This is a genomic window from Klebsiella sp. 141251, from assembly GCF_050600725.1.
GTDB lineage: Bacteria > Pseudomonadota > Gammaproteobacteria > Enterobacterales > Enterobacteriaceae > Klebsiella > Klebsiella aerogenes.
The window spans coordinates 170,209-194,321 of sequence record NZ_JAQIRG010000005.1; the positions used below are offsets into that span (position 1 = coordinate 170,209).

At 55.0% G+C, this 24,113-nt stretch carries 23 protein-coding genes and 1 tRNA gene; 13 read left to right on the forward strand and 11 right to left on the reverse strand.

The genetic code is table 11. The features are described 5' to 3' along the window. Positions 1-120 precede the first annotated feature (120 nt). Positions 121-1,359: an alanine transaminase gene (gene alaC, locus PGR09_RS13345; protein ID WP_013878147.1), complete on the forward strand. Its 1,239-nt coding sequence runs from the start codon at positions 121-123 to the stop codon at positions 1,357-1,359. A gap of 44 nt (positions 1,360-1,403) precedes the next feature. On the opposite strand, the gene ypdK is transcribed toward alaC, so the two are convergent. The 8 genes from ypdK to PGR09_RS13385 all read right to left on the reverse strand — a co-directional run bounded on the left by ypdK (position 1,404) and on the right by PGR09_RS13385 (position 7,611). Further along, complete coding sequence (ypdK, locus tag PGR09_RS13350) at positions 1,404-1,475, reverse strand: membrane protein YpdK (protein ID WP_077777854.1); 72 nt, start codon at positions 1,473-1,475, stop codon at positions 1,404-1,406. Positions 1,476-1,841: 366 nt separating this feature from the next. Further along, on the reverse strand, positions 1,842-3,038 hold the full coding sequence (locus PGR09_RS13355; protein WP_015365525.1) for a cyanate transporter: 1,197 nt from the start codon (positions 3,036-3,038) through the stop codon (positions 1,842-1,844). Further along, a complete protein-coding gene (locus PGR09_RS13360) occupies positions 3,038-3,493 on the reverse strand; it encodes a nucleoside deaminase (protein ID WP_015365526.1) in 456 nt (151 codons plus the stop codon). The genes PGR09_RS13355 and PGR09_RS13360 overlap by 1 nt, the downstream gene beginning before the upstream one ends. Before the next feature lie 158 nt (positions 3,494-3,651). Continuing rightward, positions 3,652-4,329 (reverse strand): MipA/OmpV family protein, encoded by a 678-nt coding sequence (locus PGR09_RS13365; RefSeq protein WP_032715055.1) that lies wholly within the window; start codon positions 4,327-4,329, stop codon positions 3,652-3,654. Between the two features lie 348 nt (positions 4,330-4,677). Further along, positions 4,678-5,541 (reverse strand): hypothetical protein, encoded by an 864-nt coding sequence (locus PGR09_RS13370; protein WP_032706115.1) that lies wholly within the window; start codon positions 5,539-5,541, stop codon positions 4,678-4,680. 348 nt (positions 5,542-5,889) lie between these two features. After that, positions 5,890-6,381 (reverse strand): WbuC family cupin fold metalloprotein, encoded by a 492-nt coding sequence (locus tag PGR09_RS13375; protein WP_015365531.1) that lies wholly within the window; start codon positions 6,379-6,381, stop codon positions 5,890-5,892. Positions 6,382-6,550: 169 nt separating this feature from the next. Next, positions 6,551-6,625, reverse strand: a tRNA-Arg gene (locus PGR09_RS13380). 74 nt (positions 6,626-6,699) lie between these two features. Further along, positions 6,700-7,611, reverse strand: a complete 912-nt coding sequence (locus tag PGR09_RS13385; protein WP_047045003.1) for a formate/nitrite transporter family protein — start codon at positions 7,609-7,611, stop codon at positions 6,700-6,702. Between the two features lie 247 nt (positions 7,612-7,858). Between PGR09_RS13385 and mlaA the strand changes: the two genes are divergently transcribed. Next, complete coding sequence (gene mlaA / locus PGR09_RS13390; protein ID WP_015365533.1) at positions 7,859-8,620, forward strand: phospholipid-binding lipoprotein MlaA; 762 nt, start codon at positions 7,859-7,861, stop codon at positions 8,618-8,620. Positions 8,621-8,685: 65 nt separating this feature from the next. Here mlaA and fadL read toward each other — a convergent pair whose 3' ends face one another. Then, positions 8,686-10,008 (reverse strand): long-chain fatty acid transporter FadL, encoded by a 1,323-nt coding sequence (gene fadL, locus PGR09_RS13395; RefSeq protein ID WP_032708829.1) that lies wholly within the window; start codon positions 10,006-10,008, stop codon positions 8,686-8,688. 371 nt (positions 10,009-10,379) lie between these two features. Between fadL and PGR09_RS13400 the strand changes: the two genes are divergently transcribed. From PGR09_RS13400 to sixA, 4 genes are all read left to right on the forward strand, one after another. Then, complete coding sequence (locus PGR09_RS13400; RefSeq protein WP_015706185.1) at positions 10,380-10,664, forward strand: YfcZ/YiiS family protein; 285 nt, start codon at positions 10,380-10,382, stop codon at positions 10,662-10,664. Between the two features lie 159 nt (positions 10,665-10,823). Continuing rightward, positions 10,824-12,134: an acetyl-CoA C-acyltransferase FadI gene (fadI, locus tag PGR09_RS13405; RefSeq protein WP_045359562.1), complete on the forward strand. Its 1,311-nt coding sequence runs from the start codon at positions 10,824-10,826 to the stop codon at positions 12,132-12,134. After that, entirely contained in the window at positions 12,134-14,278 is a 2,145-nt protein-coding gene (gene fadJ, locus PGR09_RS13410; RefSeq protein WP_042893870.1) for a fatty acid oxidation complex subunit alpha FadJ, read from the forward strand. Before fadI ends, fadJ begins: the two co-directional genes overlap by 1 nt. A 210-nt stretch (positions 14,279-14,488) precedes the next feature. After that, positions 14,489-14,974 carry a phosphohistidine phosphatase SixA gene (sixA, locus tag PGR09_RS13415; RefSeq protein ID WP_015365538.1) on the forward strand — a complete coding sequence of 162 codons (486 nt, stop codon included), beginning with the start codon at positions 14,489-14,491 and terminating at the stop codon, positions 14,972-14,974. 25 nt (positions 14,975-14,999) lie between these two features. Here sixA and smrB read toward each other — a convergent pair whose 3' ends face one another. After that, a complete protein-coding gene (gene smrB / locus PGR09_RS13420) occupies positions 15,000-15,551 on the reverse strand; it encodes an endonuclease SmrB (protein WP_430916228.1) in 552 nt (183 codons plus the stop codon). A gap of 166 nt (positions 15,552-15,717) precedes the next feature. On the opposite strand from smrB, the gene prmB reads away from it, so the two are divergent. The 6 genes from prmB to PGR09_RS13450 are packed head-to-tail and all read left to right on the forward strand — an operon-like array spanning position 15,718 to position 20,275. Beyond that, positions 15,718-16,650, forward strand: a complete 933-nt coding sequence (prmB, locus tag PGR09_RS13425) for a 50S ribosomal protein L3 N(5)-glutamine methyltransferase (RefSeq protein WP_032706267.1) — start codon at positions 15,718-15,720, stop codon at positions 16,648-16,650. Positions 16,651-16,690: 40 nt separating this feature from the next. Beyond that, positions 16,691-17,776 (forward strand): chorismate synthase, encoded by a 1,086-nt coding sequence (aroC, locus tag PGR09_RS13430; RefSeq protein WP_015365541.1) that lies wholly within the window; start codon positions 16,691-16,693, stop codon positions 17,774-17,776. 3 nt (positions 17,777-17,779) lie between these two features. Further along, positions 17,780-18,604, forward strand: a complete 825-nt coding sequence (gene mepA / locus PGR09_RS13435; protein WP_047043333.1) for a penicillin-insensitive murein endopeptidase — start codon at positions 17,780-17,782, stop codon at positions 18,602-18,604. Further along, positions 18,604-19,413, forward strand: a complete 810-nt coding sequence (locus tag PGR09_RS13440; protein ID WP_045391512.1) for a sulfite exporter TauE/SafE family protein — start codon at positions 18,604-18,606, stop codon at positions 19,411-19,413. Before mepA ends, PGR09_RS13440 begins: the two co-directional genes overlap by 1 nt. After that, on the forward strand, positions 19,413-19,961 hold the full coding sequence (locus PGR09_RS13445) for an elongation factor P hydroxylase (RefSeq protein WP_045391509.1): 549 nt from the start codon (positions 19,413-19,415) through the stop codon (positions 19,959-19,961). The genes PGR09_RS13440 and PGR09_RS13445 overlap by 1 nt, the downstream gene beginning before the upstream one ends. A gap of 32 nt (positions 19,962-19,993) precedes the next feature. Then, positions 19,994-20,275 (forward strand): YfcL family protein, encoded by a 282-nt coding sequence (locus PGR09_RS13450; protein WP_045391507.1) that lies wholly within the window; start codon positions 19,994-19,996, stop codon positions 20,273-20,275. Between the two features lie 368 nt (positions 20,276-20,643). On the opposite strand, the gene mnmC is transcribed toward PGR09_RS13450, so the two are convergent. Then, positions 20,644-22,632: a bifunctional tRNA (5-methylaminomethyl-2-thiouridine)(34)-methyltransferase MnmD/FAD-dependent 5-carboxymethylaminomethyl-2-thiouridine(34) oxidoreductase MnmC gene (gene mnmC / locus PGR09_RS13455; RefSeq protein WP_316423253.1), complete on the reverse strand. Its 1,989-nt coding sequence runs from the start codon at positions 22,630-22,632 to the stop codon at positions 20,644-20,646. A 158-nt stretch (positions 22,633-22,790) separates the two neighbouring features. Here mnmC and fabB point away from each other — a divergent pair, with 158 nt between their 5' ends. Then, positions 22,791-24,011 (forward strand): beta-ketoacyl-ACP synthase I, encoded by a 1,221-nt coding sequence (gene fabB / locus PGR09_RS13460; protein WP_015706178.1) that lies wholly within the window; start codon positions 22,791-22,793, stop codon positions 24,009-24,011. The last annotated feature ends 102 nt before the right edge of the window (positions 24,012-24,113 follow it).

The following is a 24,113-nucleotide window of genomic DNA, read 5'->3' on the forward strand; positions in this document are numbered from 1 at the left end:
CGATTATTTTTTATCAACCCTCTCGACAGCGTGTTTTTTTTCAGGTTATTTTCTAAACGTGCCACATCGGTGGCCGCGTCGCTCGGACGGTCCGGGCGCTAACGTTAATCTGAGGAATCTATGGCTGAATTCAGTCCTGAACGCCGTTTTACGCGTATCGATCGTCTCCCTCCGTATGTTTTTAACATCACTGCCGAACTGAAAATGGCTGCGCGTCGGCGCGGCGAAGATATTATCGATTTCAGTATGGGCAACCCGGATGGCGCCACGCCGCCGCATATTGTTGAAAAACTGTGTACCGTCGCCCAGCGTCCGGATACCCACGGTTACTCTACTTCCCGCGGTATTCCTCGTCTGCGCCGCGCGATTTCACGTTGGTATCAGGAACGTTATGACGTCGATATCGACCCGGAATCAGAAGCCATCGTGACGATTGGTTCGAAAGAGGGGCTGGCGCATCTGATGCTGGCGACGCTCGATCATGGCGATACGGTGCTGGTGCCAAACCCCAGCTATCCGATTCATATTTACGGCGCGGTTATCGCCGGGGCGCAGGTCCGTTCCGTCCCGCTGGTGGAAGGCGTAGATTTCTTCAATGAACTGGAACGCGCGATCCGCGAGAGTTATCCGAAGCCAAAAATGATGATTCTGGGCTTCCCGTCGAACCCGACCGCGCAGTGCGTCGAGCTCGATTTCTTTGAGAAGGTGGTGGCGCTGGCGAAACGCTATGACGTGCTGGTGGTGCACGATCTGGCCTACGCTGATATCGTCTATGATGGCTGGAAAGCGCCGTCGATTATGCAGGTGCCCGGCGCGCGCGATGTGGCGGTCGAATTCTTCACCCTGTCAAAAAGCTACAACATGGCCGGCTGGCGTATCGGCTTTATGGTGGGGAATAAAACGCTGGTTAACGCGTTGGCCCGCATCAAAAGTTATCATGACTACGGGACCTTTACACCGCTGCAGGTGGCGGCGATTGCCGCGCTGGAAGGCGATCAGCAATGCGTGCGCGATATTGCGGAACAATATAAACGTCGTCGTGATGTGCTGGTGAAAGGGCTGCATGAGGCAGGCTGGATGGTTGAGTGCCCGAAAGCGTCGATGTACGTGTGGGCCAAAATTCCGCAGCCATATGCGGCAATGGGATCGCTGGAATTCGCCAAAAAGCTGCTGCAGGAGGCTAAAGTGTGCGTCTCGCCGGGAATCGGTTTTGGCGACTATGGCGATACTCATGTGCGTTTCGCGTTGATCGAAAACCGCGATCGTATCCGTCAGGCTATCCGTGGCATCAAATCCATGTTCCGCGCCGATGGACTGCTACCGGCGGCCAGTAAAACGGTGACTGAACACCACGAATAAAAAATGGGAGCCGCCTGGCTCCCATTTCTTTGCTGCATAGCAGGTTAAATCATCAGGGCGAAAGTACCGGCCCAAACGATGACCATAAAAGAAATTCCCATCAAAAAGTATTTCACGACATGTCACTCCGCATTTCGGCGAAACGCCTAAATGAATTTAACTTTAACCGTTGTGGGACTGTCGCAGATAAAACCAGACTATTCTGGCGGCTGCGGCAGTCCGAAATTCTGTGCGCTATTTGCTCCAGATGGCGCTAATGTACGCTTAAAAAATGGTGGAAACAAGATCCATTTTTTTATTAATTTTTAGTTACTTACGACTGTCGTGAATAGGCGACACATTAATTTCATTCGGTAATAAATTCAATTACGGCGACGGTGATTTAAAGCAATACCCGGACATTTCGTAGTTATTTGATTTTGGGATTTTTTCTATTGGCGGGGAGGTGCAGAAATCATCTTCTGCACCCTGTAGCGATGAGGTTAGCGGGCGGTTGTCGTCGGCGCGCGCCACTGATGCGGATAACGTGCGGGCACAAAGCGCAAGGTAAGCGCCATTAAGATGAATACGCAGATGGCGTGGAATTCCCAGTCCAGCTGGTAGTTTCCGCTCAGGCTGCGCAGCAGCCCCGAAAGCCATGGCGATAACCCGGCGATAATAAAACCGACGCCCTGCATAAACGCCACCAGCCGAGCGGCGACGGCCGGCTGCGGCGAATGGTCCAGCGCCAGCACCAGACAAAGCGGAAATGCGCCGCCTAGTCCTACGCCGCAACTCACTGCCCACAGCAGAGGCCACTGTTGCGGTAGCCAAATGAAACCGCAGAACCCGAACAACTGCAGCGCCAATGCCAGCATCAGCAGCTTACGACGATCTTCGTGGCGAGCGAGCATCGGCAGCACCAGCGCGCCGGCGGTTTGGCCGACGGTCATCAATGCCAGAAGCGTGCCGCTAAACTGGGCGCTGTGGCCAAGCTGCATATAATAGGGTGGTAACCAGGCAATCAGGCTGGCGTAGCCGCCATTGATCAGACCGAAATAAAGACCAAGCGTCCAGGCGCGGTGGTGGCGAAAGACAGCCGGCGTGACTTGCGCCGATGCGGCAGCCGGCGCGGCGGGCAGCATTTTGCAGAGCGGCAACCAGCCAATGATCGCAGCCAGAGCCGGTAGAGCCCACCACGCCAGCGCGTGATGCCAGAGCGCGCTATGCTGCGCAAGCCAGGGGGTGATCGCAGCGCCAAGGCCGCCCCCGCCCATCAGCGCCGCCGACCATAACCCCATCACCTGCGGCGTGCGGTGATGAAAGAGACGCTTAATGACGCTGGGTATAATCGCCTGAATCACGCCGATGCCAATCCCGCCGAGCAGCGCGCTACTAAGCAGCAGGCCGCTTTGCGGAGCCAGCTCACGCAGGATTGCGCCAATGCCTATCGCCAGCAGACTTAACGCGATACTGCGGTTTTCACTAACGTGGCGGTTAACCCAGCCTCCGGCTAGCGCCAGCACCCCCATCGCGATGACCGGAAGGGCGGTCAGTAGTGAAACCAGGGTAAAGCTCATGCCTGTTGCGTGCTGCAGTTGCGGCAGTAATGGACCTATCGAGGTCAGTAGCGGGCGCATATTAATGCCGATCAGTACCAGCACCAATAGCGTCAGCGTTTTGCGTTGTGTCTGGCTCATTACGCTTTATCCGCCCAGCGCTGATACAAGGCCAGCCCTTCGGGTTGTGGGCAATGGTGAATGGGGAGTGATTGGTTTTCCAATGGCTGCTGCAATTGCTGGTAGATAGCGGCGGTAGAGAGATTGAAGCGCTCGCCATCCTGATTGCTGTTGGCGAAATAGACTTCGCGCACGCCGGTTAAATACATCGCGCTCAGACACATCGGGCAGGGTTGCCCGCTGGCGTAAACCACGCATTCACGCAATACCTGATTGCCCAAATGTAGAGAAACGTCGCGGATGGCGTTGAGTTCAGCGTGTGCGGTAGGATCGCCGCTCTGGTGCAAGGTATTCACCGCTTCGGCAATGACTTCGCCGTGGCGTACTATGACGGCGCCGAACGGGCGGCCGCCGTTTTCAACATTAGCGGCGGCAAGCGTAATGGCGCGCTGAAGATGGTTATCATGAGTAGGCATGAGCGGCTCCTGTAAAAGTCGGGTAGAAGAACTTAATCGGCGGCAGGCTGGAGATTGAATCCTGCAACAGGGTAGCGAGCTTACGCCATAAGCTAAAAGACTTATTTATAATTGAGTTAATCAGATTAACTTATGGATTGAGGAAATGCCCTGATGTTCTACCAGGTATATCCGACGCCGAGGATGCCATACAGTTCACCGCTGTGCTGGACAATGGGACTATTGGCAATATCATCATCATAGCGTTCGTAGTTTGCCGCTATCATTCCGACCCAGTGGGGGCTGAAGCGGTAGCTGGTAATGATGGCGACCATTGGTGATACCGTCGTGCCGGTATCCCATTGGGGACGCTCGGGCGTCGCCTCGCTTGCTGATATGCCGCCAAAATAGTAGTTCGCCATATTATGACTCCGTACCATCAGGCCCATCCCCGGCATCACCAGCAGATTGTCTTTGATGATCGGAAAATCAGCCCATAGCAGCAGCTCCTGGCCGTTGCTGCGGCCGCTGATATCTGAACTGATGCGCGCGCTTATCAGCGCGTATGGTGTGATCCATGTGGCGCCAATACCGCCTTCCAGTTCGCCTTTACGTTCGTTCATCCCCCTAAAAGCCGTATCGTCGTCGGGATCTAAATTACCGAAACGCCAGCGTCCGTAGCCGTATAGCGCGATAGTGTCATCAAGATGAAAATAGTAGCGGGCGCGGTCGCCCAGATACATTAACTGGTCGCCAAAATATAATCCGCCGGGAATAAAGTGGGTTTCGTTGTCCTGCTTTTGGTAGCGCGCGGTACCGCTAATCGCGGCGCCGCCGAGAACCCAACCTTTCGGCACCGGGCTATTCGGGTTATCAGCAGAAAAAATGTCGATCGAGCCGAGGTCGACCTCAGCGCGAGTGGAACCACAATACAAAGCAAGGGTACCGAGAACGACTACAGGGCATCGGGATAGTTTCAGCATGAGCTCATAGTTGGCGTGAAATGATGAAGTGAATGTGAATCGTCTGTGATAAACACCAGAAGATATATAGACGATAGAGCACGTGTTGGGGAATTTTTTTTGTTTTTTATCGTACTTTTTTTGCTTTGCTTTTGATCGAGAAAGTAAAGTGTGGCGGTATCGGTACTATCACTATGGATAATGGCGGATTATTCGTGTGAATAATCCGCACAAAAGTGAGTATTATGAATTGAGGATCAGTTCAGAGAGTGAAGCCATCGAATGATTTTCGTTGGTGACGATGCCTTCTTTTTTTAACTTTTCCATAATGGATTTAAAGGCGAGCTGTTTACTGCTTTCTGTCGCATTCAGTAAATCGCGGTTAAAGGCGGGGTTGGATTGAATAATATAATTAATGAATTCGAGTAATAGCTTATTTTGTGGCGGTGTTGATGGCTCATTAATGGTTTTTTCATTATATGAATTCATCGCGGCCTCAGAATACTCTAGCGGACGACTGCTGATGGTGTGCTCGTAAATTTTCTCAATTTCTTTGCTGGTAATATACAGCTTGTTAAGCTCAATCGTCGGCTTATCATCATTATCAGGAATGAAATTGCAGTAGATGACGTTTTTAGCTGGGGAGATAATGCTCAGCGTATCTTCTTGTTGAATGTTATCTGGATTCTCCAGCACATCCATTAAATTTCTTGAATGAGTGTGCCATAAACCAGAAACAGAAACGTTGAGTTTAATTTTGGCGATGGCGCTGTCGTGATCGGCATCAATGACCGACACATTTTCATTCAGGGTGATGATGTTGTTTATTTTAGAGTGCTGAGACCAGGGCTTGTTGGCTTTGGTAATGTCATCAAAACCGCCGTAGCCGTATGATGAGTCGCCAACCCCCTGATTCCGGGTCAGGGCGCTATTGAGCGTGCCGCGATTCTTTTTCAGTTTCAGGCACAGGCTGATAGCGCCGATATCGTGCCAGTGAAGTAAATCTTCCAGTTCGCACTGCAGGAGTTTTTGCGCACGAGCGATAGAGCAATACTCCAGTGGTGGGAGATTGTTCAACTTCCAAATGTTTCTTTCTATCTTATTCATGGCGATAATTATATGTAAATGTTTTTAATAATCTGCGTTCCTGATGAACAGAGCGCCAGCGTTGTTGTTCGACTACACTATCCTTTCCATAAAAAATTATTCAGCAGTGAAATATAAATCCACAATGAAGAATCTTTATGTGACAGATGGCGGCAGTTAAAACACCTACCATAATCGATTATAATATCTTTTTCTTAATAAGGTATAGAATATTGCTTAATTAACGATAAAAATGGGGTGAGCCGTGGTGCTTTATTCTGGTGATGGATATACTCTATATTAATTATAGATGATATAAATAAAAAAGACGCCGCAGCGCCTTTTTGCAATAATCATCGCAGGCTCAAATTAGCGAGCACTCTTCTGAAGAGTAAAACCGCCATCCCCCACCTGGGCCGTGGCATACCACGCCATTAATTCCTCGGTGCCTGGCGCGCCTTCGGCTGGTGCCCATGGCGCGGAATCCTGTTCGGCTACCGGCTGATAGCCTCCGTGCTTGACTTCAAAAATGATACCGCCGTGATCCAGCGACAGTACCGCATGCCAGGTGCCGGCCGCCATTTCCAGCGCCGTGCATTCTTCTCCTAATACCACGCGGTGGGTCACGGTGCCTTGTTCATCGAAGTTCAGTACTACAAAACGGCCGCTTAACGGCAGCAGCAGCTCAAAAGTATGAGGATGACGGTGAGGGCGAATGTAGGTTCCCGGCTCCATGGCAATGGCCAGACGCTGTACCGGATCGCTGAGTTCCGGATGGAAGTTACGATGCGCCCGTAGGCGGGGAGCGGCCGCCGCGGCTGCGCTCTGTTGCTGCATATCACTGATGGTGAATTGTTTCATCTAAACCGCCTGCTTGAAAAACTGATAAACGAAGGCTTTCGCCGCTATCTACGACTAACGATCGGGCCTTTTACTGGAATACTTACAGATAAAGCTTAGCTAAAGTAGATGGTTTATTGCTGATTATAAAGGGGTTATTGAATTCGGTAGACGCCAGGAGAAGGTGATATGGTGTCCCCTGCAGGAATCGAACCTGCAACTAGCCCTTAGGAGGGGCTCGTTATATCCATTTAACTAAGGGGACAAGGCGGCGGGATTATAGCGTTTTTTCCGCCGCCCGTTAAGCGCATTGCGATTAATTGCTTAATTTGCAGCCGTTTAGCCCTTTTTATCTGCTTCGGCCTTCGCTTTGGCTTTCTGTTCCTGGGTCATGTCGTTGCGAATCTGGGCGTGGCTTAGCAGGGCGAAGATAAAGGTGCCGCCGCAGATGTTGCCGGCGAGCGTCGGCAGCGCGAACGGCCAGAAGAACTCCTGCCAGGGCAGGGCGCCGCTGAAAATCAGATAGAAAATTTCCACACTGCCGACGACGATATGCGTGGTGTCCGCCAGCGCAATCAGCCAGGTCATCAGGATGATGACGATGACTTTCGCCGAGCCGGCGGCCGGGAACATCCAGACCATTGTCGCCACCAGCCAGCCGGAAATAATCGCGTTGGCAAACATTTCGGTCGGCGTGTTTTCCATGACTTTCTGGCTGATGCTTTGAAACGCCTCACGAGTGGCGTCATCGAAAATCGGCATGATATTAAACGCCCAGGCGGCGATAGCCCCACCCAATAAATTACCTAATAACACCACGCCCCACAGGCGCAGCAATAAAGCAATATTACCGGCGCTGGGTTTATGCATAATCGGCAGCACGGCGGTGACGGTATTTTCCGTAAACAGCTGCTGGCGGGCGAGAATGACAATAATAAAGCCGAAGGTGTATCCCAAATTCTCCAGCAGATAACCGCCGGGCAGGGCGCCAAGGTGAACATGAAAAATCCCCTTGGCTACCAGCGAGGCGCTGATCGACAAACCGGCGGCAATTGCTGACCATAGTAGCGCCATGGCGTCGCGCTCGAGCTCCTTTTCACCCTCCTGGCGAATCACCTCATGGGTAGCCATTGCCTGCGAAGGCAGACGCTCTTCATCTACTTCTATTTTCTCGCCATGCTGTTTCTCTTCGCTTTCAACTTCTCGTTCATCGCTATCATGCATACTGGTGGGGGTATTTTGTCGGGTCATGGCTGCTCTCCCTTTGTATTTGTTACTAAGCGTAGAGAGAAATCAGCGCGGCGGCACAGGATATGCTCCTAAATTCAGCGCAATGGCAAGAATAGCAATACGAATATTGCAAAATATGTATAGAATCGGGGAGCAACAATTATGCCAAAGAAGGCTATGCTGAAAGCAGCTACCCAACGATAAAATGCTAATGGGGGCGCCGTCCCGGATGCCTCCAGCGATAGTCAGAATTAACAGGGAGACACCTATGAATTATCGCCTGTCGGCGCTTGCGCTTGGCGCCACATTGCTGGTGGGATGTGCCAGTTCCAGCACTGACGATCGGCCGCAGGGGCGTTCAGATCCGCTTGAAGGGTTTAACCGTACCATGTTCAACTTCAACTTTAATGTGGTTGATCCTTATGTACTGCGTCCCGTCGCCGTCGCCTGGCGTGATTATGTGCCGCAACCGGCGCGTAATGGTTTAAGCAACTTCACCAGCAACCTTGAAGAGCCGGCGGTAATGGTCAACTCCTTCCTGCAGGGCGATCCCTATAAAGGCATGGTGCATTTCACACGCTTCTTCCTTAACACTATTCTCGGGATGGGCGGCTTAATCGACGTCGCAGGTATGGCGAACCCGCAGCTGCAGCGCGTTGAACCGCATCGCTTTGGTAGCACGCTGGGCCACTACGGCGTGGGCTACGGCCCGTACGTACAGCTGCCGTTCTATGGTAGTTTCACCCTGCGTGATGAGGGCGGCGACATGGCCGATGGCCTGTATCCGGTACTCTCCTGGCTGACCTGGCCGATGTCCATCGGTAAATGGGCGGTCGAAGGGATTGAAACGCGCGCTCAGCTGCTGGATTCCGACGGCCTGCTGCGCCAGTCTTCCGATCCATACATCCTGATGCGTGAAGCCTACTTCCAGCGGCACGACTTTATCGCCAACGGCGGTAAGCTGACGCCGGCCGATAATCCGAACGCGCAGGCGATTCAGGATGAGCTGAAAGATATCGATTCGCAGTAATCCATGCGGGGCAGAAAAGAAAAAGGGTGAACATGATGTTCACCCTTTTTTATACCGTTGGCTTATCAGAAGCGGTAGTTGAAATTCGCGCCGTACAGCCAGGCGGTACCTTCAGAACGGAAGGTGTAAGGACCTTCTTTAATTTCCACGTGCTGACCGTGCATGTAAGAGACACCAACATCCACTGAAGCATCTTTATTGAACGCGTAGGTGGTACCGGCGCTCAGCCACAGGCGATCCTGATCCGGGATAGAGATGGAGCGGGTGCCAGCTGGAATCGGGCTATCATCGAAGGCGATACCGGTACGGAAGGTCCAGTTATCGTCATAGTAATAGGTGGTACCCAGCGCGATGCGGTAAGCATCTTTAAAGCCTTCATCTTTATAGAACAGCGTCTGGCCATTGCTGCCAGTGGCCTTCAGCTCCTGGAACTGGCTCCAACTGGTGTAGGTCAGGCTATAGTGAACTGCCCACTGCGGCGCGACGCGGTTATAACCCGACAGTTCCCACATCTCTGGCAAGTTGAGGGTCAGCGAGCCGTTAGTGGTACGGCCATCGGTACCGGCCGGTAAACCGAAGTTGCCGAGGATCTGGTTATACGCGGACGGCAGATCGCTCTTATAGTTGCCATCAAAGTCGATTTTAACTTCAGAGCGGTAGGTGAAACCGTAGCGGTTGTTTTTGTCCAGCTCATACAGGATACCGGCGTTCCAGCCGAAGCCCCATTCGTTGCCGTTCAAATGCGCAATCTGAGTGTCGGCAGGGATCTGGCCGACCCTGCCCGCCAGCGCTGGCGGCAGTTTACCGGAACCGGCAACGATTTGTCCTAAATCACCTGCGTAGCGTTCGATTTTCGCTTTCGCGTACACCGCGTCAAAACCTAAACCAAAGCTCCAGTTGCTGTTCAGGCGATAGGCGCCGCTTAAATTGAAGTTAACGGTGGTGAGATCGGTTGTGCCGCCCATACTGCCGGCAGCATAGTTATCAGCAAATTCAGTCGCGAGACCGTAGTTAGAGGTGATAGATGCGCCCCAACCAAACTGATCATTAATTGGCGAAACAAAGTGGAGGTTTGGTACCCATGCCGTTGGGGCAATATTGTCCGCATTCAGACTTTTACCGGTAGGCGAAGTACCGGAAACATTAACGTCCGGATCGACGAAGACGGCGCCTGCCGACATTGTCGGCCGGTCAAACATCATGATTAACGCGGGGTTACGGCTGGCGTTGCCCGCATCGTCAGCGATTGCCCCTTCACCGGAATAGGCACGACCAAGGCCGGAAGCGGAGAATTCATTTAACTGGAATCCTGCGGACCAGGCTTGGGTTGAAACAAGTGCTACAGCCACTGCAAGGGCAGATTGGGTAAAGCGGGTTTTCTGGCTCATGCCCATAACCTCATTGAGTTATTTTTATTTAAACTATGTTACATGCCGTAACAGAAGCGCGAAGTGTAGGGTCTGCTTTACAACAGAGAAATCAGACCAGTGGCCTGAGTATAGGTCTGACCAGATGAGTTGTTGCAAGTTTGTTTATAAGATTTTTCAAGTGTGATAACAGAAACGCGATCCAGCTGGCAAAATTGCCCTGCTTCGTCATACCCAATTTGGGGCATTTTTGTTTTGGATCATTTTTAAGTGTGATTTCTGTCACTTAAGCGTTTTCCTGCCATTAACAACTGGAGGGGGGACGAGGGCGGACGTAAAATAGGCGCATTATTTGTCTGGCACCGAAGGTGCATATACAGAGGAAATCTACGATGAGTAAATGTAGCGCTGATGAAACCCCGGTTTGCTGCTGTATGGATGTTGGCACCATTGTGGACAACACCGACTGCACCGCCTCCTACAGCCGTGTGTTTGCAAACCGCGCTGAAGCGGAAGCAACCCTCGCCGCGCTGAGCGAAAAAGCCCGCAATGTGGAATCTGAACCGTGCAAAATTAACTCGACGTTCACCGACGTTGATGGCGGCGTGCAGTTGAATATCGATTTTGTTTTTAGCTGTGAAGCGGAATCGCTGATCTTCCAGCTGGGGTTACGTTAATCCTCTCTCTTAACGCCTCTTTCCTGAGGCGTTATCTTTTCTATTCAATGTGTTTTGGCTCCCACTTTTTCTCTTCCCCGATTGGCTTAATGTAAAAAATTAGTTAAGACTAGTTATCAGGTCAGACCACTTGGTTTTATCGGTTAACAGGGGAGAGTTATGAGTCAGGCATTACCGCTTATCACCCGTCAGGGCGATCGCATTGCCATTGTCAGCGGTTTACGTACCCCATTTGCCCGTCAGGCGACGGCGTATCACGGCGTTCCGGCCGTAGATCTGGGTAAAATGGTCGTCGGCGAAATGCTGGCGCGCAGTGAAGTTCCCCCGGAAGTGATTGAACAACTGGTCTTCGGCCAGGTTGTACAGATGCCGGAAGCGCCGAATATTGCTCGTGAAATCGTGCTCGGTACCGGCATGAATGTACATACCGACGCCTATAGCGTCAGCCGCGCCTGCGCCACCAGTTTCCAGGCGGTAGCTAATATTGCCGAAAGCCTGATGGCCGGCACGATCCGCGCGGGCATCGCCGGCGGCGCTGATTCCTCCTCCGTTCTCCCCATCGGCGTGAGTAAAAAACTGGCCCGCACCCTGGTGGATGCCAATAAAGCGCGCACCCTTGGCCAACGGCTAAAACTCTTTTCCCGCCTGCGCCTGCGCGATCTTTTACCGGTGCCGCCTGCTGTCGCGGAATACTCCACCGGCCTGCGGATGGGCGACACCGCCGAGCAGATGGCGAAAACCTGGGGCATTAGCCGTGAAGATCAGGACGCGCTGGCGCTGCGTTCACACCAGCTTGCCGCCCGCGCCTGGGAAGAGGGCAAACTGGCCAGTGAAGTGATGACGGCCTATGTACCGCCTTATCGCGAGCCGCTGGAGCAGGACAACAATATTCGTAAAAATTCAACCCTGGTGGATTACCAAAAGTTACGTCCGGCGTTCGATCGTAAACACGGTAGCGTCACGGCGGCAAACAGTACGCCGCTCACCGACGGCGCCGCCGCGGTGATCATGATGACCGAATCCCGGGCCAAAGAGTTGGGGTTAACGCCGCTGGGCTACCTGCGTAGCTATGCTTTCACCGCTATTGATGTCTGGCAGGATATGTTGCTGGGGCCGGCGTGGGCGACGCCGCTGGCGTTGGATAGGGCGGGAATTACCCTTGCAGACCTCACGTTGATTGATATGCATGAAGCTTTCGCCGCGCAGACGCTGGCGAATCTACAATGTTTAGCCAGTAATCGTTTCGCCCGGGAAGTGCTGGGCCGTTCACAGGCAACCGGGGAAGTCGATGCCAGCAAGTTCAACGTGCTGGGCGGCTCTATCGCCTACGGACACCCCTTTGCGGCGACCGGCGCGCGCATGATTACCCAGACGTTGCATGAACTCCGGCGCCGCGGCGGCGGATTTGGTCTGGTTACCGCCTGCGCGGCGGGGGGTTTAGGTTCCGCTATGGTTCTGGAGGTCGAATAATGGAAGCGGCAACAGCTTTTACGCTTGAAATTCGCCCGGATAACATCGCCGTTATTACCATCGACGCGCCCGGCGAAAAGATGAATACCCTGAAAGCCGAGTTCGGCGGCGAGGTGCGGACGATTATCCGCCAGCTCCGCGAAAATAAGGCGCTGCGCGGCGCCGTATTTATCTCCGCTAAACCCGACAACTTTATCGCCGGCGCGGATATCAACATGATTGCTCGTTGTACCAGCGCCGCAGAAGCCGAAGCGCTGGCGCGCCAGGGCCAGCAGATCATGTCCGAGATCCACGCGCTTTCTATCCCGGTGATTGCCGCCATTCACGGCGCCTGCCTTGGCGGCGGCCTGGAGCTGGCGCTGGCCTGTCATGGGCGTGTCTGTAGCGACGATGATAAAACGCGGTTGGGATTGCCGGAAGTGCAACTGGGGTTGCTACCGGGCTCCGGCGGCACTCAACGTCTGCCGCGGCTGATTGGCGTCAGTACGGCGCTTGAAATGATCCTCACCGGTAAACAATTGCGTCCGCGTCAGGCGTTGAAAGCCGGGCTGGTGGACGATGTTGTCCCGCAATCAATATTGCTGCGGACCGCGGTTGAGCTGGCGTTACAGGGGCGGCCGGCGAGCCGAACTGTACCGGTGCGCGAACGGGTACTTGCCGGGCCTCTGGGGCGTCAACTGCTGTTCCGCATGGTGGCGAAAAAGACCCGGCAAAAAACGCAGGGTAATTACCCGGCGGCAGAACGTATTTTACAGGTGATAGAAAACGGACTGGCGCACGGCTGCAGCAGCGGTTACGCCGAAGAGGCACGAGCGTTTGGCGAACTGGCGATGACGCCGCAATCGCAAGCGTTACGTTCTATTTTCTTTGCCAGCACCGATCTGAAAAAAGATCGTGGCGCCGAAGCTGACCCCGCTCCGCTGAATAGCATTGCTGTACTCGGCGGCGGCTTAATGGGAGGCGGAATTGCTTACGTCACCGCCTGTAAAGGCGGCCTGCCGGTACGCATAAAAGACATTCAGGCGAAAGGCATCAATCATGCGCTCAAGTACAGTTGGGATCTGCTGGATAAGCAAGTGCGTCGCCGCTATCTGCGCGCCAGTGAACGCGATCGTCAGCTGGCGCTGATTTCCGGCGCTACGGATTATCATGGCTTTGCCCACCGCGATGTGGTCATCGAAGCGGTGTTTGAGGATCTGGCGCTGAAACAGCGGATGGTTGGCGAGATCGAACAATGCTGCGGGCCGCAGACGATCTTTGCCTCCAATACCTCATCGCTACCGATCGGCGAGATCGCCGCTCAGGCCGCGCGGCCAGAGAAGGTAATTGGACTGCACTTTTTCAGCCCGGTCGAAAAAATGCCGCTGGTTGAGGTTATCCCGCACGCAACGACCGATGAGCAAACCATCGCCACGGTGGTGAAGCTGGCGAAGCTGCAGGGCAAAACGCCAATCGTGGTCGCGGATCGCGCAGGTTTTTATGTTAACCGTATTCTGGCGCCCTATATCAATGAAGCCATGCGCCTGCTGCTGGAGGGCGAGCCGGTTGAACATATTGATAATGCGTTGGTTAAATTTGGTTTCCCGGTTGGACCTATTCAGTTGCTGGATGAAGTCGGCATTGATACCGGCACTAAGATTATCCCGGTACTGGAGACCGCTTTTGGTGAACGTTTTAGCCCGCCTGCAAACATCATTGACGCGATTTTGAAGGACGATCGCAAAGGCAGAAAAAATAATCGCGGTTTCTATCTTTATGAGACAAAAAGGCGTAAAAGCAAAAAACGGGCTGACCCGGCTATTTACCCATTATTGGCAGTGGCTAGCCCGCAGGCGCGTTTGTCTGCTCAGCAGGTCGCTGAACGCTGCGTGATGATGATGCTCAACGAGGCGGCGCGCTGTTTTGATGAACAGATCGTACGTAGCGCGCGTGATGGCGATATTGGCGCCGTCTTTGGTATAGGTTTTCCGCCGTTTCTCGGCGGCCCGTTCCGCTATATGGATAGCCTCGGCGCGGGTGAAGTCGCCGCAATCTTGCAGCGTCTGGCCGCACAGTACGGCCCTCGTTTTTCTCCGTGCGACACCTTATTGCGCATGGCCGAGCAGGGGGCGACCTTTTGGCCCACTGGTGAACGGACGACCTAAGTTATGGTCAAAAGAAGGTAAATCCAACGTGGACTGGCGCTGTTGATTGGCGGTTTTGTAAACAAATATTGACTATACTTACGCCATTGAGGTAAAAAACAGCGTTTCATTCGTTGGATGGATCAGGCACAATGCCCGGCCACCGGGTCGCCTGCGTATTGTTTACGCAGAGCGAGTTGCGGTGATTCTGGTTAACAAAAGCGGTGCAATATGCAAGTTTTTATCATGCGTCACGGCGACGCTGCCCTCGATGCAGCCAGTGACTCCGTTCGTCCCTTAACCGTTTGCGGTTGTGACGAATCTCGTCAGATGGCAACCTGGCTGAAAGGTCAAAAAGTGGATATTGAGCGGGTGCTTGTCAGCCCTTACCTGCGTGCAGAGCAAACTCTCGACGTGGTAGGGGAGTGCATGAACCTGCCGAAAGATGTCGACGTGATGCCGGAACTCACGCCGTGCGGCGATGTAGGGATGGTTAGCGCTTATCTTCAGGCGCTGGCGAATGAGGGCGTGAAAACGGCGCTGGTCGTTTCACACCTGCCGTTGGTGGGGTACCTCGTCTCAGAGCTGTGCCCGGGGGAAACGCCCCCGATGTTTACTACCTCAGCGATTGCCTGCGTCACCCTCGACGCCGACGGCAAGGGCGAATTCAACTGGCAGATGAGCCCCTGCAATTTGAGAATGGCGAAAGCCATCTAAGGCTTTCCACCCTCGGAGCTTCCGCTTACGGAAGCTCCGGCGGCAACCACTCTTCAACTTCAATCAGTACCAATAGCGCGGCATCGCCGCCGTACTCTTTTGGTGCCTGATGGAACGCCATAATATGCGGATGTTGCGCCAGCCACAGCGGCGTTTGCTGCTTGAGGATATGTTTGCCGTGTCCGTGCATCACGCAGGCGCAGAAGATATGTTCGCGGCGGCAGGCGGCAATCAGCGCGCCCAATTCTTGTTTTGCCTGCATCTGGGTCAGGCCATGCAGATCGAGAAACAGCTCCGGCGAATAGTCGCCGCGGCGCAGTTTTTTCAGCTCAAAATGGCTGACATCCGCGCGCACGTACTTCATCGCGCCTTCCGTATTGAGCAACGGCTGAAATTCGTCGGAAAAATAGTGGCTGTTATCCACCTGTTCCTGCAGCAATCGCTTAGGCGGAACCTCGCCGAGCTTCTTGCGCTGCGGGCGGTGTACGATAGTGTCCTGTTTAATTTGCCGGGTGCCGGTCATTAGCTGGCGGAACAGCGCCTGATCCTCCGCGCTTAGCGGTGTTTTCTTTTTCATTGCCCAATCTCACTATTTCTTTTCGTTAGTTTACCCGACTCGCCCGCGCTTCAGGCAAGGAAAACCTATTTTTCCCCACTCCGGCTGCGCAAGAATGCTGATTTATCGCCGCCGTCGTGGCAAACTAGCCGCCGAATTTATAGCAGAGCGTGCCCTGGAGGATTGCGTGGATAAAATTTTTGTTGATGAAGCGGTCAATGAGCTGCAGACCATTCAGGACATGCTGCGTTGGGCGGTAAGTCGTTTTAGCGCCGCCAACATCTGGTACGGTCATGGCACCGATAACCCGTGGGATGAGGCCGTACAGCTGGTATTACCCTCGCTGTACCTGCCGTTAGATATACCGGAAGATATGCGCACCGCGCGCCTGACCTCCAGCGAAAAACATCGTATCGTCGAGCGCGTGATTCGCCGCGTCAACGAACGCATACCCGTCGCTTACCTGACCAACAAAGCATGGTTCTGCGGCCATGAATTCTATGTCGATGAGCGCGTGCTGGTACCGCGCTCGCCGATTGGCGAACTGATCAATAACCAGTTCTCCGGGCTGATAAATCACAAACCGCAGCATATTCTCGATATGTGTACCGGTAGCGCCTGTATTGCCATCGCCTGCGCCTATGCCTTCCCGGAAGCCGAAGTCGACGCTGTCGATATCTCCCCGGACGCGCTGGCCGTTGCCGAACATAACGTTGAAGAACATGGCCTGATTAACCAGGTTACACCGATCCGTTCCGATCTGTTCCGCGATCTGCCGAAGCTGCAGTACGATCTGATCGTGACCAATCCGCCGTACGTTGATGAAGAAGATATGGCCGATCTGCCCGATGAATATGAGCATGAGCCGGTTCTGGGTCTGGCTTCCGGTAGCGATGGCCTGAAGCTGACGCGCCGCATTCTTGGCTGCGCGCCGGATTACCTCAACGACGACGGTATTCTGATTTGTGAAGTCGGTAACAGCATGGTACATCTGATGGAGCAGTACCCGGACGTGCCGTTCACCTGGCTTGAGTTTGATAACGGCGGTGATGGCGTCTTTATGCTGACTAAACAGCAGCTCATTGACGCGCGTGCGCATTTCGGCATTTATAAAGACTAAAAAAACAACACGCAAACATAACGAAAAGAATGGAGCCGTGATGGCAGGAAATACAATTGGACAACTCTTTCGCGTCACCACCTTCGGCGAATCGCACGGCCTGGCGCTGGGTTGCATCGTCGACGGGGTGCCGCCAGGCATTCCGCTGACCGAAGCTGACCTGCAGCACGATCTGGATCGCCGTCGCCCTGGGACATCGCGTTACACCACCCAGCGCCGCGAACCGGACCAGGTGAAAATCCTTTCCGGCGTCTTCGAAGGCGTGACCACCGGCACCAGTATTGGCCTGTTGATTGAAAACACCGATCAGCGTTCCCAGGACTACGGCGCGATTAAAGATCTGTTCCGCCCGGGTCATGCGGATTACACCTACGAGCAGAAATACGGCCTGCGCGACTATCGCGGCGGCGGCCGTTCGTCTGCGCGTGAAACCGCGATGCGCGTGGCGGCCGGGGCGATTGCCAAAAAATTCCTCGCGGCTAAATTTGGTATTGTGATCCGCGGCTGCCTGACGCAGATGGGCGATATTCCGTTGGCCATCAAAGACTGGGATCAGGTTGAGCAGAACCCGTTCTTCTGCCCGGATCCGGATAAAATCGACGCGCTGGATGAACTGATGCGCGGCCTGAAAAAAGAGGGCGACTCTATTGGCGCGAAAGTGACCGTCGTGGCTGACGGCGTTCCTCCGGGCCTCGGCGAGCCGGTGTTCGACCGCCTGGATGCCGATATCGCCCACGCGCTGATGAGCATCAACGCGGTGAAAGGGGTAGAAATCGGCGATGGTTTTGAGGTGGTCAAACTGCGCGGCAGCGAAAACCGCGACGAAATCACCAAAGCCGGCTTCCAGAGTAACCACGCCGGCGGCATTCTTGGCGGTATCAGCAGCGGCCAGCAAATTGTTGCTAACATCGCGCTGAAGCCAACCTCCAGTATTACCGTTCCCGGTCATACGATTAACCGCTTCGGCGAAGAAGTCGAAATGATCACCAAAGGGCGTCACGATCCGTGCGTCGGCATTCGCGCGGTTCCAATCGCCGAGGCCATGCTGGCTATCGTGTTAATGGATCACTTTATGCGTCAGCGCGCGCAGAATGGCGACGTGACGACATCAATTCCACGCTGGTAACCGATGAAAAATACCGTTATCGCGGTGCTGGCGCTGTTGGCCAGCACCGCCAGCCTGGCGGCGACGCCGTGGCAGAAAATATCCCAGCCGATTAGTGGCAGCGCTCAGTCTATTGGCGCGTTTGCCAATGGCTGCATCGTCGGCGCCCAGCCGCTGCCGCTGAACTCCCCTGATTACCAGGTGATGCGTACCGATCAGCGCCGCTACTTCGGCCACCCGGATCTCGTGCAGTTTATTCAGCGACTGAGCCTGCAGGCGCACAATAAAGGTATGGGGACGGTGCTGATTGGCGATATGGGCATGCCGGCTGGCGGGCGCTTTAACGGCGGCCACGCCAGCCATCAGTCGGGTCTGGATGTTGATATTTTCCTGCAACTGCCGCAGACCCGCTGGACCTCCGCACAGCTGCTGAAACCGCAGGCGCTGGACTTAGTCGCCCGCGATGGTAAGCGGGTGGTGCCGTCGCTGTGGAGCCCGCAAATCAGCAATCTGATTAAAATGGCGGCGGAAGATAACGATGTAACACGTATTTTCGTCAACCCGGCTATCAAACAGCAATTGTGCCTCGATGCCGGTAACGATCGCCAATGGTTACGCAAAGTCCGCCCGTGGTTCCAGCATCGCGCCCATATGCACGTGCGCCTGCGCTGCCCGGCGGGCAGCCTCGAGTGCGAAGATCAAGCGCCGCCACCGGCTGGCGATGGCTGCGGAGCCGAGCTGCAAAGCTGGTTTGAACCGCCTAAACCTGGGTCAACCCCACCTGTGAAGAAGACGCCGCCTCCGCTGCCGCCTTCCTGTCAGGCGCTACTGGATGAGCATCTTCTCTAATGGATAGTTTTGCCGAGCTGTTTATGGTGTCGCCAATGGTTCTGGTGGCACTCTTTTTTGTCGCAATTCTGGCCGGATTTATTGATTCCTTAGCCGGCGGCGGCGGGTTGTTGACCGTCCCGGCGCTGATGGCGGCGGGTATGCCGCCCGCTCAGGCGTTGGCGACCAACAAGCTACAGGCCTGCGGCGGTTCCATTTCCGCGACGCTCTATTTTATCCGTCGCAAGGTAGTGAATCTCGCCGATCAGAAACTCAATATTCTGATGACGTTTATCGGCTCGACGGCGGGCGCGCTGCTGGTGCAGCACGTGCAGTCCGATATTTTAAAGCAAATCCTGCCGCTGCTGGTGATTGGCATCGGGCTGTACTTTTTGCTGATGCCGAAGCTCGGGGAATCCGATCGTCAGCGTCGCCTGTATGGCTTGCCGTTCGCGCTGGTCGCTGGCGGCAGCGTTGGTTTCTACGATGGTTTTTTTGGCCCCGGCGCCGGTTCTTTTTATGCGCTGGCCTTTGTGACGCTCGCCGGGTTTAATCTGGCGAAATCCACCGCTCACGCCAAACTGCTAAACGCCACCTCCAATATTGGCGGACTGCTGCTGTTTATTATTGGCGGCAAAGTGATTTGGGCTACCGGTTTTGTGATGATGGCCGGGCAGTTTATCGGTGCTCGCGCCGGTTCGCGGCTGGTGCTGAGTAAAGGACAGTCGCTGATTCGGCCAATGATCGTCATCGTCTCCGCGGTGATGAGCGCTAAACTTCTTTATGACAGCCACGGGGCTGAGATTTTGCAGTGGTTGGGAATTCACTAATGCAACAGCAACACCATTATCAGCAGTTGGTCGAGATCTTTGACGGCTGCTTTGCCGATGATTTTAATACCCGTCTGATTAAAGGCGACGACGAACCGATCTATCTTCCTGCAGATAGCGAAGTGCCCTATAACCGGATCGTGTTTGCCCACGGCTTTTACGCCAGCGCGCTGCACGAAATTTCCCACTGGTGTATCGCCGGCAAGGCGCGGCGCGAGCTGGTGGATTTTGGTTACTGGTACTGCCCGGACGGCCGCGATGCAATGACGCAAAGCAAGTTCGAAGACGTCGAGGTTAAGCCACAGGCTTTTGACTGGTTGTTCTGTACGGCGGCGGGATTTCCATTTAACGTCAGCTGCGACAACCTCGAAGGCGACTTTGAACCCGACCGTATTGCGTTTCAGCGGCGCGTGCATGCCCAGGTGATGACTTATCTGGAGCAGGGGATCCCTGAGCGCCCGGCGCGCTTTATTCGCGCGCTGCAACAGTATTACCAAACGCCGCCGCTGACGGCAGAACAATTTCCGTGGCCGGAAGACCTGCACTAAAGCCACGAATTACAAATGAAAGAGGAAAGACGATGATCGCGGAGTTTGAATCACGCATTCTGGCGTTAATTGACGATATGGTAGACCACGCCAGTGATGACGAACTGTTTGCTGGCGGTTATCTGCGCGGCCACCTGACGCTGGCGGTGGCCGAGCTGGAAGGGGAAGGGGAGCACTCGGCGCAGGCGATTAATGATAAAGTCGCCAGCAGCCTGGAAAAGGCCATCAGCGCGGGTGAACTGTCGCCGCCGGATCAGATTCTGGTGCAGGGAATGTGGAATAACCTGTACCAGCAGGCGAAAAATCAGGCCTGATAACTGATGTCATCCGGATGAGGCGTTAGCCGACATCCGGAGACTCTCCCCGGTCGCGCTGCGCTTACCGGGGCTACCAGGCTGTAGATACTGTTATCGGTTTGCAATTTTTATCTTGAGAAAGCATTTATCTCGTTTCGCTCCAGAGTATCTTGCGCTCCCGGTTAATTCTTCTGCAATATGTTTTCCGTGGCGCAGAGAGCGCACAGGGCCTTCCGGGCTACCAAATCGCACAGCGCGGTAGCCCCGGTAAGCGGCAGCGCCACCGGGGGTTTTTAGGCCACCAGCGCCGGCAGTTTTAGCCTGCGTAGTGAATAAATTAACGGCAGACCGCACGGACCGTAGGCCGGATAAGGCGCAAGTCGCCGTTATTTTACCGCTTTTCCCTTCAGCAGTTTTCTCACCCACAGCCGATTCGGATTCAGCGCCGCCAGCGTGTCGCTATCCAGCGGCAGCGGTTCTTCACTCATCTGCGCGGCCAGCAGTTCGGCGCTCAATGGCGCGGTGCACAGCCCACGAGATCCCAATGCCGCGAGCATAAACAGATTGTGATAAACCGGCGCGCTGTCGACATTTTCCTGCTGTTCGTGAAGCGTGGCGTACTGCGTCAACGTTTTCTCATAATCCGGAACGTTGCCCACCATCGGCAGGTGGTCGCGGGTGGCGCAGCGTACGCCGCAGCGGGCGTCGTTGCCGCTAACATCCACCTCTTTTGCCCATGCCGCCTGCGGGAAACAATCAATCAGGCGCTGGCGATTTTGCATCTGATCTTCGGCGCTGAAATCGGTATCTGTCTTGCCGCGATGATAGCTGGCGCCGATACAGTGTTGCTGATTCGCGGGATTCTGCGGCGTCAGATAGCCGTCATAGCATAACACCTGGCGCAGGGCGGAAAGCCCCGGCGTGGTGGGGATATGGCTAACCTGGCCGCCGACCGGATAAGCCGGCAACTGCGCGGTCTGGGCAAAATCAGTCAGGCGATGTCCGTTCGCCAGTACCACCGCCTGATGATGATGCTGCTGATTGAGCAACCAGCCGTCGCCCTCCGCGCTGAGCGTTTCAACGGGATAACCGAAGTGGCTGCGTAGTCCCTGCGTTGCCGCCAGCGACAGCAATTCTGCCGTCAACTGCTGCGGGCACAGCCAGCCGCCGGCAGGATAGGTAATGCCGCCACAGCCGGTATCAACGCCGGTAAGTTCAGCGACCCGATCCGCCGTCACCGCGCGGGCGATCTCCGCAGGTATATCTGACGCCAACATTTGGGCGATTTTCTGCGCGCTTTTTTCATCCCAGGCGAGTTGGGTTACGCCGCACCATTGATGATCGAATTCCACTGGCAACGCGTCGTAAACGCGGCGCGCGAAAGTAAACGCCGCCGGGAAGAAGCGCGCCAGCGCTGGATCGTGCTGGCTTAATAGCGGATACAGCGCGCCCTGGCGATTGCCGGATGCGCCGCTGGCGGGCGCATCGTCAGCGCAGTACAACGTCACCTGCCAGTCGCGACGCAGCAGCGCCAGCGAGAGCAGGGCGCTGGCGATACCGCCGCCGATCACCGCCGCTTCGCGCGATTGGCTGCCGCTGCGGGCAAACCATGGCGTCCGCGCCAGCGTCGGAGCGTCGGCGGTCAATTCGCCGATTAGCATTTCGCGCTTGCGGCCAAAGCCTTTGCGTTTTTGCATGCTAAAACCGGCCTCCTGCAGCCCGCGGCGCACGAAACCGGCTGAGGTAAAGGTCGCCAGCGTGCCGCCGGGGCGGGCCAGGCGCGCCATGGCGGAAAACAGCCCCGGCGTCCACATATCCGGATTTTTCGCCGGCGCGAAGCCGTCGAGGAACCAGGCGTCGACCTGGCGGTTAAGGGAATCATCAAGCTGGTCGGTAAGCGCGTTGATATCTCCAAACCATAAATCCAACGTGACGCGGCCATCGTCGAGCAGCAGGCGGTGGCAGCCCGCGATTGGTAGCGGCCACTGCGCCTGTAGCTGTTCAGCCCATGGCGCCAGTTCCGGCCAGTGCTGGTGCGCCAGACGCAGGTCGTCGGCCTTCAGCGGAAATTTTTCAAAACTGATGAAATGTAATCTTTGCAGCGTAGCCTGCGGATTATCGCGACGAAAAACAGCAAACGCCTGCCACAGCGTCAGGAAATTGAGCCCGGTGCCGAAGCCGCTCTCCGCGACGATAAACAGCGAGCGCGGGTGGGTTGGGAAACGGCTATCAAGCCGGTTGCCGTTGAGAAAAACGTAGCGCGTCTCTTCCAGACCGTTGTCATTAGAAAAATAAACGTCGTCAAAATCTCGGGAAACAGGTGTACCCTCAGCGTTGAATTCCAGGTTGGCGGGTTGTATGGCGTTTTGTTTCACGTAAGTTACTCGAATCACAAGGCGTAGCGCGATCTTAACGATGTGTGCCAGAAGGCGCAAATTTATACACAAAATGGCTGATCGGACTTGTTCGGCGTACAAGTGTACGCTATTGTGCGACTCGAAACTTAAAATAGTGCGACTTACAGAGGTATTGAATGAAACGTGCAGTGATTACTGGCTTGGGCATCGTTTCCAGCATCGGTAATAACCAGCAGGAAGTCCTGGCATCTCTGCGTGAAGGACGTTCAGGGATCACTTTCTCTCAGGAGCTGAAGGATTCAGGAATGCGTAGCCACGTATGGGGCAACGTCAAACTGGATACCACGGGCCTCATTGACCGCAAAGTAGTGCGCTTTATGAGCGACGCATCCATTTATGCTTATCTGTCCATGGAGCAGGCGGTAGCCGACGCCGGTCTGGCGCCGGAAGCATACCAGAATAACCCGCGTGTCGGCCTGATTGCAGGTTCCGGCGGCGGCTCCCCGAAATTCCAGGTCTTCGGCGCCGATGCCATGCGTAGCCCGCGTGGTCTGAAAGCCGTGGGCCCATATGTTGTCACCAAAGCGATGGCTTCCGGCGTATCCGCCTGCCTCGCCACGCCGTTTAAAATCCACGGCGTCAACTACTCTATCAGCTCCGCTTGCGCCACTTCCGCACACTGCATCGGTAACGCAGTAGAACAGATTCAGCTGGGCAAACAGGACATCGTCTTTGCCGGCGGCGGCGAAGAGCTGTGCTGGGAAATGGCTTGCGAGTTCGACGCCATGGGCGCGCTGTCCACCAAATACAACGATTCTCCGGACAAAGCGTCCCGTACCTATGATGCGAACCGCGACGGTTTCGTTATCGCGGGCGGCGGCGGCATGGTCGTGGTTGAAGAGCTGGAACACGCGCTGGCGCGCGGCGCGCATATCTATGCGGAAATCGTCGGTTACGGCGCGACTTCCGATGGCGCGGACATGGTTGCGCCATCTGGCGAAGGCGCAGTGCGCTGCATGCAGATGGCGATGCACGGCGTTGATACCCCGATTGACTACCTGAACTCCCACGGCACTTCTACTCCGGTAGGCGACGTGAAAGAGCTGGGCGCTATCCGCGAAGTCTTCGGCGACAATAGCCCGGCTATCTCCGCCACCAAAGCGATGACCGGCCACTCTCTGGGCGCCGCAGGCGTACAGGAAGCCATCTACTCTCTGCTGATGCTGGAGCACGGATTTATCGCGCCAAGCATTAACATCGAAGAGATGGACGAGCAGGCTGCCGGCCTTAACATCGTCACCAAACCGACCGATGCTCAGCTGACCACCGTGATGTCCAACAGCTTCGGCTTCGGCGGCACCAACGCTACTCTGGTTATGCGTAAATACAACGCCTAATTGGTACGAAACAGAACCAGGGGAGCCTCAGGCTCCCCTTTTTTTGACGTCTTGACAGCGCCCGGCGAGAGAAGGCAAATTGCTCGCCATTATTCTCATTCC